Source organism: Mycobacterium sp. NPDC003323 (assembly GCF_053589535.1).
Genome location: NZ_JBSFSB010000002.1, coordinates 476,384 through 489,658 on the forward strand (window position 1 = coordinate 476,384; position 13,275 = coordinate 489,658).

The window sequence follows — 13,275 nt, forward strand, 5'->3', positions numbered from 1 at the left end:
GTCACTTGGTGAACACCGCGTCGTCGTAGTACTCCAACGTCAGCCGCGGACCGTCGAAGGTGGCCTTGGAGATGGTTCCCGGCGGCGCGTTCTCGGCGACGAAGGTGAAGGTGAACACGTTGCCGTCCCAGTGCACCAGGTCGACGGTGTCCCCGCGCGGCCCGAGTCCGAGCACCAGCTTGCCGGCGCGTTCGGACACCACCGCGGGCCCCCAGAAGTCGTTGCGGTAGGTGCCGACATAGCTCGGCAGTGGTTGTGCCGGTGCGGGATCGGCGGGCTGTTGCACACCGACCAACGAGCCGACCGGATCGCTCATCGGCAGCAGCTGCGACGAGTACAACTCGTACCACGGCTCGCGGACCTCGCCGAACTGCACCAGATCGGCGAACTGCGCGGTCAGCGCCTCCGGCACACCCGACATCGTGCCGTTGGTCAGGGCGATGATGCCGACCTCCGCCGACGGCAGCATCAGCACGTTGGTGCCCGCGCCGAGTTCGAACGCACCGGAATGGCTCAGTTCGGTGCGCGCCGCCGAGGTGGTGCCCACGTTGAATCCGTAACCGTAGAAACCCGATCGCATGGCCGGTTCACTGCCCGGGCTCGACACGATCTGCGGGGTCAGCGCCGGAAGCAGTGCCTGTCGGTCGATCAGTTGACCGTCACCGTGCTTGCCCTCGGCCAGCACCATCGCCATCCACCGCGTCATGTCGTTGACCGACGAGCTCACCCCGCCCGCGGGTGCCTGCGCGTCGGGTTCGCGCACGTGCAGCGGCTGGTAATCGCCCTCACCCACGCGGATATGCCCGACGGCGCGGTTGGGCCTGGCCTCGTAATCGGCGAACCGATAGCTGGTCGAGGTCATCCCCATCGGACCGAACAGCGAATCCTGCGCCAACTGCTCCCAGGGCTTTCCGGCGGCCGCGGCAACCGCCTCGGCACCGGCGGTCAGCCCGAAGTTGGTGTAGGCGTAGGAGATCCGGAACGGTTTCAGCGGCAGCTGGCGCAGCCGGTCCAGGACGGCGCGGCGGTCATAGCCGATGTCTTCGAGCTGATCACCGGCGTGGTCGGGCAGCCCGGACCGGTGCGAGAACAGGTCACCGACGGTGAGCATCCCGGTGACGGTCGGGTCAAACAGCGCGAACCAGGGCAGCTCGTCGACGATGCGGGTGTCCCACCCGATGATCCGCTCGCCGACCTGCCGGGCCGCGACGGTGGCGCTCACCGGCTTGGACAGCGAGGCCAGCTGGAACACGGTGTCGGGGTCCACCGGCTCCTCGGTGCGCACATCACGGACTCCGAAACCTTTGGCGTAGACCGTTTTTCCCTTGTGCACGACGGCCACCGCCAGGCCAGGGACACCGGAGGTCTGCAACAGTTCGTCGGCGATGCGGTCCAGTTCGCCGACCGCCTTGTCGACCGCGTCGTCGGGCAAGGGCATCGCGGGCACCAGCGGTGGGGGCACCGGCGCCGCGCCCGCAGTCGTCGACGGTGGCGTCGTCGGCTGTGGCGGTTGCGGTGCCGTCCCGCAGCCCGCCAGCAGCAGCGTGACCGCCACGATGCTCAAGATCAGTCTCACGGCGTCAACGCTACGGGTTCAGCCGCGCCACCATGTTTGATTCTCGGGCGATCTGAGCGAGTCCGGGCTCACCAGCTCGCCGGGCCGCGGCGTCGCCACCGCGACTTTCTCGGCCGCGGCCGCGGTGAGCATCCGTTCCATCGGCTCGGACCACGGGTGCGGTGCCAGCCGGAAGGTGGCCCAGTGGATCGGCACCAACAGTCCCTCGTCGCTGACATCGCGGTGGGCGCGCACCGCCTCCTCGGGGTTCATGTGGATATCGGGCCAGCCCGGGTGATACGCCCCGATCGGCATCAGGGTCAGATCGAAAGGCCCGTAGGAGTCCCCGATTCCGGCGAATCCCGTCGTGTAGCCGGTGTCCCCGCCGAAGAAGGCGCGGTGCCGCGGCCCGATCAGCGCCCAGGACGACCACAACGTCACATTGCGGGTCAGGAACCGTCCGGAGAAGTGCCGGGCCGGGGTGCACACGATGGTCAACGAACCCAGTTGCGCGCTTTCGTCCCAGTCCAGCTCTACGATCCGGTCGGCCGGGATGCCCCAGGTCCGCAGGTGCGCGCCGATGCCGAGCGGCACGTAGAACGTGGCACGTTGACTGCGCACCAGCACCTTGACGGTGTCGATGTCGAGGTGGTCGTAATGGTCGTGGCTGATGATGACCGCGTCGATGGCGGGCAGCTCGTCGAGTTCGGCGGGTACCGGATGCAGCCGCTGCGGCCCGATGACCCGCGAGGGTGAGCAGCGTTGGCTCCACACCGGGTCGGCCAGTACCCGGTAGCCGTCGACCTCGATCATCACCGACGAGTGCCCGTACCAGGTGGCGGCCAGGTCCGCGGCAGGTTTGTCTGCGACCGGGCGCACCAGCGGGATCTCCACGGGCGGGCGCTGCTCGCGGCCGCCGGTGAGAATATCGCGCACCAGCGCGAACTGGTCTTCCCGGCTCAGCTGCACCTCCGAGGCCGGCTCGCGGTTGACGAACACCCCGTCGCGCCAGTTCGGCGATCTCTTCGCCGCGGCGCCGATATCGGCGGCGCCCAGCGCGGCGGGCGTGCCCTGCACGGCGCGCAACAGCCACCCGCCGGCGGCGACCGCCGCGGTGCCACCCAGTACACGGACCGCCGGGCCGAGCATCAGGCCCCTTGGAAGTTGGGGGCGCGCTTCTCGATGCGGGCGACCTGCGCCTCGATCACGTCCGGGCTCGCCCAGGCCTTGTCGAAGCCCTCCTTGTGGGCGGGCCAGGGATCCTCATAGGCGCCGTCGTCGTTGAGGACGCGTTTGGAGTGTGCCACCGACAGCGGTGCGTACCCGGCGATCTCGGCGGCCCAGGCCTGCGCGTCGTCCAGCGTGCCGACCCGGTTGACCATGCCGGTCTGCACCGCGGTGTCCAGGTCCAGGCGCTCGGCGGCGATCAGCATGCCGCGGGCCCGGCCGTGCCCGACCAGCGACACCAACCGACGGATGGACCAATTGTCCAAGGCCAGTCCGTACTTGGCGATCGGGAACTGGAAGAAGGTGCCCGGCACGGCGACGCGCAGATCGCAGATCATGGCCAGGATCACCCCGGCCCCGATGGCCGGTCCGTTGAGGGCGGCGATGATGGGCACCGGGCTGGCGTCGATCGCGAGGTTGAGCTCCTTGGCCTTGTCCGGCAGCTCCTTGGCCACGCCCTCGGCGTCGGACAGATCCGCGCCCGCGCTGAACACGGTGCCCTGACCGGTCAGCACGATCGCCCGCGCGTCCGATGCGGATGCCTTCTCGATCTCTTCGCGCAGGCCGTCGACGAGCGCGGCGTTCAGGGCGTTGCGGCGCTCGGGGCGCTGCATCTCCAGGGTGAGGACGTTGCCCTCGCGGGTCACTCCGATCATGGCACCACCCTATTAGCCTTCTGGTGTGAGCAGTGCGCTGGCACTACGTGATGCCGTCCTGGACGAGGGTTCCTTCCGCAGCTGGGACACCACCCCGCTGCAGGTCGCGACCACCGACGAGTACCGGTCCGAGCTGGCGGCCGCCGCCGAGAAGTCCGGGCTCGACGAGTCGGTGCTGACCGGTGAGGGCACCGTATTCGGGCGTCGGGTGGCCGTGCTGGCCTGCGAGTTCGACTTTCTGGCCGGGTCCATCGGGGTGGCCGCCGCCGAGCGGATCACCGCCGCGATCACCCGGGCGACCGCCGAGCGGCTGCCGTTGCTGGCCTCGCCGGCCTCCGGCGGCACCCGCATGCAGGAGGGCACCGTCGCCTTCCTGCAGATGGTGAAGATCGCCGCGGCGGTGCAACTGCACAAGCGCGAGCACCTGCCCTACATCGTCTATCTGCGCCACCCCACCACCGGCGGGGTGTTCGCGTCCTGGGGTTCGCTCGGCCACGTCACCGCCGCCGAGCCCGGGGCGTTGATCGGGTTCCTGGGGCCGCGGGTCTACGAACACCTGTACGGCGAGAAGTTCCCGGCCGGGGTGCAGACCGCGGAGAACCTGTACCGCCACGGCGTCATCGACGGTGTGGTGGCGCTACCGCAGCTGCGCTCCGTGCTCAACCGCACGCTGGCGGTGCTGTGTGATCCGCCTGGACCCGCGCCCGAGGCGCCCGCGCCGGTTCCCGTGCCCGATGTCCCGGCCTGGGATTCGGTGCTGACCTCGCGGCGACCGGACCGCCCGGGCTCGGAGTACGTGTTGCGGCACGGCACCACCGACCCGGTGCAGCTGTCCGGTAACGCGACCCAGATGCTGCTGGCGCTGGCGCGTTTCGGCGGTCAGCCCGCGGTGGTGCTGGGCCAGCGCCGGCTGGGGATGCTGGGGCCCGAGGCACTGCGCGAGGCCCGGCGCGGGATGGCGCTGGCCGCGGGACTGCGGCTGCCGCTGGTGTCGATCATCGACACCGCCGGGCCGGCGCTGTCGGCCGAGGCCGAGCAGGAGGGCCTGGCCGGTGAGATCGCCCGGTGTCTGGCCGAATTGGTGACATTGGAGTCGCCGACGGTGTCGGTGCTGCTGGGTCAGGGCAGCGGCGGGCCGGCGCTGGCGATGGTGCCGGCCGACCGGGTGTTGGCGGCCCAGCACGGCTGGTTGGCACCGCTGCCACCCGAGGGCGCCAGTGCGATCGTCTTCCGAGATACCGAGCACGCCCCCGAATTGTCTGCGGCCCAGGGTATCCGGTCGGCGGATCTGCTGCGCAACGGCATCGTCGACGTCATCGTGGCCGAGCAGTCCGACGCCGCCGACGAGCCGCGGGCCTTCACCGACCGGCTCTCGGCGACCATCGCAGCAGAGCTACACCGGCTGCGGGCGATGTCGGACCTGGAGCGGGTCGGTACCCGACTGCACCGGTACCGGCGGATCGGACTGTAACCGCGGCAGTCGGATCGTGAAACGCGTTGTGCCCGATCCGGACTCGACGACAATCGTGCCGTCGTGGGCTTCGACGATGGATGCCGCGATGGACAATCCCAGCCCGAAGCTGCCCGCCTCGCGGGAGCGCGACTTGTCGGCCCGTACGAACCGTTCGAACAGGTGCGGCAGCAGGTCGGCGTCGATACCCGGGCCGTCGTCGGCCACGCTCAGCTCGACATGGCGGCCGCCGCCGCCTAGCGACGCCGACACGGTGGTGCCCGCCGGCGTGTGCACGCGGGCGTTGCCCAGCAGATTCGACAGCGTCTGGTGCAGCCGGGCCCGGTCGCCGCGCACCCACACCGGGTGATCCGGGACGTCGAGCCGCCAACGGTGTTCGGGCGCGGACACCGCGGCATCGTTGACGGCATCGGCCAACAGTTCGCTGAGATCGACATCGACCATGTCGAGGTCCTGGCCTTCGTCGAGCCGGGCCAGCAGCAGCAGGTCGGCCACCAGTGCGCTCATCCGGCGGGTCTCGGCCTCGATGCGGGCCAGCGAGTACTCGGTCATCTCGGGCAGCACCGCGGCGTCCTGGCGGGTCAGTTCGGCGTAGCCGTGGATGGCGGCCAGCGGGGTGCGCAGCTCGTGGCTGGCATCGGTGATGAACTGCCGCATGCGTCGGTCGGAGGCGGCGACGTCGGCCAGCGCGCCCTCGACGTGGTCCAACAGCCGGTTCAGGGTGTCACCGACCTGGCCGACCTCGGTGCGCGGATCGGTGTCGCCGATGGGCACCCGCGGGGTGATGGCGTGATTGTCGCGGTCCAGCGGCAGTGCGGCGACCTCCGCCGCGGTCGCCGCCACCCGGTGCAGCGGCCGCAGTGCGAACCGCACGATGGCCAGCGTGCTCAGCGCGGTGACGACCAGCGCCAGCACCGTCAGTCCGGAGACGACGGCCGTCTCGCGCACCATCGCCTCCCAGGCCGGGGTCCGCGACACCCCGGTCACCAGCATCTCGCCACCGTCACCGGGCCGGCCGACCATCCGGTACCACCCCAGACCGGGCAGTTCGACGGTGCGGATCTGGCCGTCGCCCCACGATGTCTGCTCGATGGTCGCCAGCGCCTCCGCCGGTGCCGGCGCGGCGGCGTCGGCCAGGAAGTGCGCCGAGTCCACCACCCGCCCGTCCTGGATGAGCGCCACGACATTGCCCTGAGCCTGGCCGATCAGGTTGACCAGCGGTTTCATCTCGCCCGGCCCCGGCAGTCGACCGCCCGGCCCGGGCGTGGAGCGGTACTTCACGACGGAGCTGTCGTAGCCCTGCAGCGCGGCGGCGAGCTGGGTGTCGATGATGCCGAGCACCGAGGACCGCAGGGTCAGGACCGACATGGCGCCGATGGTCGCCACCGCGAGCATGACCATCAGCGAGAGGCCGACGACGAGCTGTCGCAGCAGGGTCCAGCTGCGCCATACCCGCATCACGGGGCGGCCCGCAGCATGTACCCGACACCGCGCACGGTGTGGATCATCGGTTCGCGGTCGGTGTCGATCTTCTTGCGCAGATACGACACGTACAGGTCGACGATGCTCGTCTTGCCGCCGAAGTCGTAGTCCCAGACGCGTTGCAGGATCTCGATGCGGCTCAGCGCCTTTCGCGGATTGCGCATCATGAACCGCAGCAGGTCGAACTCGGTGGAGGTCAGCGCGATCGCGTCACCACCGCGGCGGACCTCGCGGCTGGCGACGTCGAGGGACAGATCACCGACGGTCAGCGATTCGTCCTCGGCCGGGGTCAGATAGGCGGTGCGGCGCAGCAACCCGCGCAGCCGCGCGACGAGCTCCTCCAGGGAGAACGGTTTGGTCATGTAATCGTCGCCGCCGGCGGTCAGGCCGGTGACGCGGTCGGCCACCGAATCGCGGGCGGTGAGGAACAGTGTCGGGGTGTAGGTGCCGGATTCGCGGATCCGGGCGAGTACCCCGAGCCCGTCGGTGTCGGGCAGCATGATGTCCAGCACCAACAGGTCGGGGGTGTGCTCCCGGTACTTGGCGACGGCCTCGGCGGCGTCGTGCGCGACGTCGATCTCCCAGCCCTCATAGGTCAGTGCCATCCGGATCAGATTGGTCAGTGCGCGTTCGTCGTCGACGAGCAGCACCCGGATCGGGGACCCGTCGGCGCGGTACATCCGTGGCAGCTGGCCGAGGATGGCGCGACGCGGCGCGTGGTCGTCGACGGGTGTGGTGCTCACCGCTCCATTGTCGCCGCTGAAGGGCCGTTCAGAACATTTGAATCGTCTATGAGAGTCACGCGCCGGCGCTCGTCACCCAGTTGACTGGGACGCGTGCCGGTCAGGGTTCCGTCAGCGGGGACGGGCCCGTTCACATATCCACCGAAAGGGTCGAGACCTCATGACCACCTCCACGGCAACGATCGATTCGCGCCTCTCGTCGACCACTCCCGTCGTGCTCGGCGTGTTCCGCATCATCGTGGCCCTGATGTTCGCCATGCACGGAACCGCGAAACTGTTCGGTTTCCCCAGCGGATCACCGGTGGCCTTCGGGACCTGGCCGGCATGGTGGGCCGGGGTGCTGGAGATCGCGCTGGGCCTGCTGATCGCGATCGGCCTGTTCACCCGCCCGGCGGCGTTCATCGCATCCGGGATGATGGCCGTCGCCTACTTCTGGATGCATTTCCCGGAAGCGTTCTGGCCCATCGACAATGGCGGCGAGACCGCGGCGCTGTACAGCTTTTTCTTCCTGTTGCTGGTCTTCACCGGCCCAGGCGCACTGGCCGTTCGGCGCTAGGGTGCGCCGCGCGCTCACACCTCGATCGGCGGGTTCAACCGTTCCATCGTGTACTGCCGGTCACGGCGGGCGGCCCATGAGCTGGCCGCCAGCGCCGCGATCAGCAGCCCGCCGAGCACTGCGATGGCGATCCACAGCCTGGAGTCCACCCCGCCGGCGATGGTCTGCCGCAAACCGTTGACGGCATAGGTCATCGGGTCGAACGGGTGCAGGATCTGGAACGGCCTGGCCGTCGTTTCAACCGGGTAGATACCGCCGGCCGAGACGAGTTGCAGCATCAGGAACGCCAGCGTCACCACGCGGCCCACCGACACCCCGAACACGGCGTTGAATGCCTGGATGACCGCCAGGAACGTCGCCCCGATCAGGAACAGGAAGACGACGGTCGCCAGCGGGTACTTGGCCTGCAGCCCGACACCGAAGTGCACCACGACGTACATCACCACGACCTGACAGACGACGATCAGCAGCGCCGGCCAGTAGGAGGCCAGCACCACCCGCAGCGCACCGAGGCCCTGCACGATGGGTCGGGACTGCGTGGGTTTCAACAGCATCCAGATGATCAGCGCGCCGATGAACAGGGCCAGCGGCAGGAAGAACGGCGCGAAGCCGGTCCCGAAGGTCGCGGCCGGATTGTCGGTCTGCAGGTCCAACGCCACCGGTGCCGCCATGGTCCGCGCAATGTCGGTGCGCTGCGCCGGGGTCCAGGACGGCACCTGGGTCGAGCCCTCTCTCAGCTTGCCGGCCAACTCCGCGCTGCCGTCGGCGAGCTTCTGGGTGCCATCGGCGAGCTCGGTTGCGCCGGCCGACAGTTGCCGCCCGCCCGCGGCCAGCTGCACCAGTCCGCTGTTGAGCTGGTGGGCACCGTTGTTCAACTGATCGACGCCGTCGCGCAGCTGCGCCACATCGTCGCGAAGGCCACCGTTGAGTGCGCGGGTGATGAACACCCGCAGCTTGCTGTTCGGATCACCCAGCTCGCCCTCCAGCCGAGAGGCGCTGTCACGCAACCGGTTCAACCCGTCGTCGGTGGCCGGATCGATACCGTTGGCGCGCAGCAGCCGCTGCGCCCCGGACAGCACGTCACCGGCGTGGCGCACCGTCGGGTCCGGATTGGTCTGCAGCATGCCGACGGCCTGGTCGACCAGCGCCGCGGCGTGCACCTGATCGATATTCAGCGCGGCGATGCGGTCGGTGGTGGAGCGCACCGCCGCACTGAGCCGCTGTGCCAGTAGACCTACCTCGTTCGGATCGAGTTGCAGGCCGCCGACGCGATCCAGCATCTCCAACAACGGACCGGTCGCCTCATCGACCTTGGTGGCCAACTGTTGCGTGCCGGCCATCAGTTGGGCCGACCCGTCGCGCGCCGTGACCAGTCCAGCGGTCAATTCACCGGTGCCCGCGGCCAATTGCCGAGCGCCGTCGTTGGCCTGTGCGTTGCCGGTGGCCAGTTGCTGGGCACCGTCGGCGGCCTGCACCAGACCTGCACCGGCATCGGTCAGGCCGGTCAGCACGGTGCCCACGGTCTGCTGCCCGATGCTGGCGTTGACCTGGTTGATGACCTCGCGGGCGGCGTTCTGCCCGATGATCGAGCCCAGATAGTTGTTCGCGTCGTTGAACGCGAAGTCGATCTGCGCCTGCTGCGGTGAACCGCCCGCCGGCGAGGCGATATCGGCGCTGAAGTCCTCGGGCAGGGTGACGGTGAAGTAGTACTTACCGCTGCTCAACCCGTCGGCCGCTTCGGACGCCGAAACCTGATGCAACTGAAGCTGTCCCGAGCTGACCAGGGCGTCGGCAACCTGCTTGCCGGCGTCCAGTGGTTTACCGTCCACCTCGGTCCCGGTGTCCTCGTTGACCAGCGCCACCGGGACCTTGTTCACCGCGTCGAACGGATTCCAGAATGCCCACAGGTACATCGCGCCGTAGAGCAGCGGCATGAGAACCACCGTCACCAGGGCGATCCGCGGCATGGCACCGCGGGAGAAACGCTTGAGGTCGGTGCCGAGCGACATTCCGGCCAGCATGATCACTCACTCACTTTCAGTTGCGCACGGGCTTCGGGTACCGGGTTGGCGGAGGCGGTGACGACGGTCTGCTGCTCACCGAGGGCGGTGAGCCGCTCCAGCACCACGGCGCGGTTGTCGTCATCGGTGATGCCGTCGAGGTCACCGACCACCAGCAGCGGCGGGGTTCTGGTGTTGGCCAGCGCGATCCGCAGCAACACCTGGGCCAGCTCACCGATCTGGTCGAAGTAGGCCGCCAGATCCGGCAACGGCACATCACCGAAGGTAGGTGCGCAGAGGTTGTGCAGGTCGGCGGCGTCGGCCTTGCCGATGAACCGGTACCACGGTGCGTCCCAGCGCATCTGCTCGGTGATCAGGTCACCGACGGTGACCGATTCGGCGATCTTGTCGAGGCGGTCGATATTGGCCAGCGCCGCGACCGCGAAGATCTTGCGGGCATCGGTACGCCCGAACACCGTGATGGTGCCCGCCTCCGAGCGCATCCGGCCGGCCACGGTCAGCAGCAGGGCGGTGCGGCCGGTGCCGGCCGGGTGGATCAGCGCGGTGACCCCGCCGGCGTCGACATCCAGATCGATGGGGCCGTACACCGGCCCCCACGGACCCTTGACGCGGATTCCCCTGGCGACGACGGCCGGTGCAGCATCAGTTGACACCGTCCAATCTCAACACAGCATCAGCTCAGGTGCAGGTACCCGCCGAACATCGCCAGCAATTCGTTTGTCCGCCACCAGCTCAGCACAACGAACAATGCCAACAGCGCACCGGCCACCGCGCCCTGCACCAGATTGCGCTGTGCGCGTGGCGCGTAGACGAAGCCGGCGGCGACCAGGCCGCCGGTGATCAACCCGCCGAGGTGGCCCTGCCAACTGATGGCGCCGGCACCGATCAGCGGGGCGGCGAAGGTGAACACCACATTGAGGACGATCAGGCCGATGACCCATTTCACGTCGAGGTTGAGCCGCCGCGACACCACGAAAATCGCGCCGAACAGGCCGAAGACCGCGCCCGAGGCGCCGGCGGTCGCGGTGTTCAGCGGCGAGATCAGGTAGACCAGGACCGATCCGCCGAGCGCGCTCAGACCGTAGAGCGCACTGAAGCGCACCCGGCCCAGCAGCCGCTCCAGCGACGGGCCGATGACGTAGAGCGCGTACATGTTGAACAGGATGTGGGCGATGCCGTAGTGCAGGAACGCCGATGTCACCAGCCGGTGGTACTGGCCGTCGGCGACCGCGGGCGGCCACAGCGTCAGCTCGTTCTCCAGCCGGCCGGAGGCCATCTGCAGCACGAACATGACGACGTTGATCGCGATCAGCGCGTAGGTGATGACCGGCGTCTCCCCCGCGACCTTCCCGCCGAAGCGGCCCTGCACGGGCCGGATGGTGGCCGCGCCGGCCGACACACACTCCGGGCACTGGTGGCCCACCGCTGCCGACTGCATACAGTCCCCGCAGATATAGCGCCCGCACCGGGTGCACTGGACATAGGACTGGCGGCCGGGATGGCGGTAACAGACCGGGGCCTGCGGTGACGTCATGCCTCCATTCTGGCCGATGACTCAGACCGGCTCGGCGCCACGGCGGCGGGTCAGCACCCACAGCACCGCGGTGGCGGTGACCGCCTCGATCACCGAAACCGTCGTCGCCACCACCATCAGAGCGCTCATCGGCTCAACCGGCAGATCCACCGCACCGTGACTGTGGCTCGGCACCGACCAGTGCACACCGACCATGGCCAGGCTCATCACCGCAACCACACACCAGGTACGCACGGAGCCGCCACGCCACAGTTCGAAGCCGCAGAACAGACAGGTCAGTGCCATCGCGGCGATCGCGGCGGCCAGCAGAACGCTGCCGGCGTGCCCGAGCATGGCCAGGTGCAGGACCGCGGAGATGACCGCGAGCACCGCGCAGACCCGCCGGCCGCAGACTGCCATGTGCCCACTCTTCCCTACAGCCCCAGAATCTGCGCGGTCTCCTCACGCATCTGCACCTTGCGGATCTTGCCGGTGACCGTCATCGGGAACTCGTCGACCAGGTGCACATAGCGCGGGATCTTGTAGTGCGCGAGCTTGCCCTCGGCGAACGCCCGGACCGCGTCGGCGTCCAGGGCATCGGCGCCCGGCTTCATCTTGATCCAGGCGCAGATCTCTTCGCCGTACTTGGCGTCGGGCACCCCGATCACCTGGGCGTCCTCGATGTCGGGATGGGTGTAGAGGAACTCCTCGATCTCGCGGGGGTAGACGTTCTCGCCCCCGCGGATCACCATGTCCTTGATCCGGCCGACGACCGTGCAGTACCCGTCCTCGCGCATGACCGCGAGGTCGCCGGTGTGCATCCAGCCGTCGTGATCGATGGCCTCGTCGGTCTTCTCCGGGTCCTCCCAGTAGCCGAGCATCACCGAGTAGCCGCGCGTGCAGAACTCGCCGGGCTCACCGCGTTCCACCTCAGCGCCGATGTTCGGGTCGATGATCTTCACTTCGACGTGCGGGTGGGCGCGGCCGATGGTCGCGGTGCGCCGCTCCAGATCGTCGTCGTGCAGGGTTTGGCACGACACCGGTGAGGTTTCGGTCATGCCGTAGGCGATCGCCACCTCGGCCATGTGCATGTCGTTGATGCAGCGCTTCATCACCTCGATGGGGCAGACCGCGCCGGCCATGATGCCGGTCCGCAAACTCGACAGGTCCCGGTCACCGAAGGTTGGATGGTTCTGCATCGCGATGAACATCGTCGGCACCCCGTACACGCCGGTACACCGTTCGCGTTCAATGGTTTCCAGCGTGATGCCCGGGTCGAATCCGGGCGCGGGGATGACCATGGTGACACCGTGGGTGGTGCAGCCCAAGTTGCCCATCACCATGCCGAAGCAGTGGTAGAACGGCACCGGGATGCACAGCCGATCACCGGGTGCCAGATTGATGCCCTCGGTGACGAAGAAGCCGTTGTTCAGGATGTTACGGTGCGACAGCGTGGCGCCCTTCGGGAAACCCGTTGTGCCCGAGGTGTACTGGATGTTGATCGGATCGGCGTTGGACAGCGCCCGCTGCCGTTCGGCCAGTTCTTCTGCGTCCACGGCGTCGGCGCGCAGCGCCTCCCAGTCTCCGGTGCCGAGGAAGATCACCTCGCTCAGCGCCGGCGCCTCGTCGCGCACCTCGGCGACCATCACGACGTAGTCGCTGGTCTTGAACTCCGTGGCCGAGATCAGCATCCGCACGCCGGATTGGTTGAGCACATAGGCCAGTTCGTGGGTGCGGTAGGCGGGATTGATGTTGACCAGGATGGCGCCGACCTTGGCGGTCGCGTACTGGACGATGGTCCATTCGGAGCGGTTCGGTGACCAGATGCCCACCCGGTCGCCCTTGGCGATACCGCGACCGAGCAGGCCGCGGGCGACGATGTTCACCTCGTCGTCGAGTTCGCGGTAGGTCCAGCGCTTTCCCTGCGCGACGTCGACGAGCGCCTCGACATCCGGGTGTGCGGCGACGGTGCGCTCGAAGTTCGCGCCGATGGTCTCTTCGATGATGGGCGTCGTGGTCGGCCCGGCGTCATAGCTCTTCATCTGGTCCAC

General features: G+C 68.6%; 12 protein-coding genes. 2 read left to right on the top strand and 10 right to left on the bottom strand.

The features are described 5' to 3' along the window. Position 1 precedes the first annotated feature (1 nt). From ACWDUN_RS09105 to ACWDUN_RS09115, 3 genes are read right to left on the bottom strand one after another with little or no spacing between them, the layout of a single operon-like run. Positions 2-1,576 (bottom strand): serine hydrolase, encoded by a 1,575-nt coding sequence (locus tag ACWDUN_RS09105; protein ID WP_449927580.1) that lies wholly within the window; start codon positions 1,574-1,576, stop codon positions 2-4. An 18-nt stretch (positions 1,577-1,594) separates the two neighbouring features. Then, positions 1,595-2,704: an MBL fold metallo-hydrolase gene (locus ACWDUN_RS09110; RefSeq protein ID WP_449927583.1), complete on the bottom strand. Its 1,110-nt coding sequence runs from the start codon at positions 2,702-2,704 to the stop codon at positions 1,595-1,597. Then, entirely contained in the window at positions 2,704-3,438 is a 735-nt protein-coding gene (locus tag ACWDUN_RS09115) for an enoyl-CoA hydratase (protein ID WP_449927586.1), read from the bottom strand. The genes ACWDUN_RS09110 and ACWDUN_RS09115 overlap by 1 nt, the downstream gene beginning before the upstream one ends. Before the next feature lie 25 nt (positions 3,439-3,463). Here ACWDUN_RS09115 and ACWDUN_RS09120 point away from each other — a divergent pair, with 25 nt between their 5' ends. Beyond that, entirely contained in the window at positions 3,464-4,909 is a 1,446-nt protein-coding gene (locus ACWDUN_RS09120) for a carboxyl transferase domain-containing protein (protein ID WP_449927589.1), read from the top strand. Here the strand turns inward: ACWDUN_RS09120 and ACWDUN_RS09125 are convergent. Both ACWDUN_RS09125 and ACWDUN_RS09130 read right to left on the bottom strand, forming a co-directional pair. Further along, entirely contained in the window at positions 4,832-6,367 is a 1,536-nt protein-coding gene (locus tag ACWDUN_RS09125; protein WP_449927803.1) for a sensor histidine kinase, read from the bottom strand. The genes ACWDUN_RS09120 and ACWDUN_RS09125 overlap by 78 nt on opposite strands. After that, a complete protein-coding gene (locus tag ACWDUN_RS09130) occupies positions 6,367-7,071 on the bottom strand; it encodes a response regulator transcription factor (RefSeq protein WP_449927805.1) in 705 nt (234 codons plus the stop codon). The genes ACWDUN_RS09125 and ACWDUN_RS09130 overlap by 1 nt, the downstream gene beginning before the upstream one ends. A 223-nt stretch (positions 7,072-7,294) precedes the next feature. On the opposite strand from ACWDUN_RS09130, the gene ACWDUN_RS09135 reads away from it, so the two are divergent. After that, positions 7,295-7,690, top strand: a complete 396-nt coding sequence (locus tag ACWDUN_RS09135; protein ID WP_449927592.1) for a DoxX family protein — start codon at positions 7,295-7,297, stop codon at positions 7,688-7,690. Between the two features lie 14 nt (positions 7,691-7,704). Here ACWDUN_RS09135 and ACWDUN_RS09140 read toward each other — a convergent pair whose 3' ends face one another. From ACWDUN_RS09140 to ACWDUN_RS09160, 5 genes are read right to left on the bottom strand one after another with little or no spacing between them, the layout of a single operon-like run. Further along, positions 7,705-9,711, bottom strand: coding sequence for a YhgE/Pip family protein (locus ACWDUN_RS09140; protein ID WP_449927807.1), 2,007 nt, complete (start codon positions 9,709-9,711; stop codon positions 7,705-7,707). A 2-nt stretch (positions 9,712-9,713) separates the two neighbouring features. Further along, positions 9,714-10,364, bottom strand: coding sequence for a hypothetical protein (locus ACWDUN_RS09145; RefSeq protein WP_449927595.1), 651 nt, complete (start codon positions 10,362-10,364; stop codon positions 9,714-9,716). A 20-nt stretch (positions 10,365-10,384) separates the two neighbouring features. Beyond that, positions 10,385-11,245, bottom strand: a complete 861-nt coding sequence (locus ACWDUN_RS09150) for a rhomboid family intramembrane serine protease (RefSeq protein ID WP_449927597.1) — start codon at positions 11,243-11,245, stop codon at positions 10,385-10,387. A 21-nt stretch (positions 11,246-11,266) separates the two neighbouring features. Then, positions 11,267-11,644, bottom strand: coding sequence for a hypothetical protein (locus ACWDUN_RS09155; protein WP_449927600.1), 378 nt, complete (start codon positions 11,642-11,644; stop codon positions 11,267-11,269). A 14-nt stretch (positions 11,645-11,658) separates the two neighbouring features. Beyond that, positions 11,659-13,266, bottom strand: coding sequence for an AMP-binding protein (locus ACWDUN_RS09160; RefSeq protein ID WP_449927603.1), 1,608 nt, complete (start codon positions 13,264-13,266; stop codon positions 11,659-11,661). Positions 13,267-13,275: the final 9 nt, after the last annotated feature.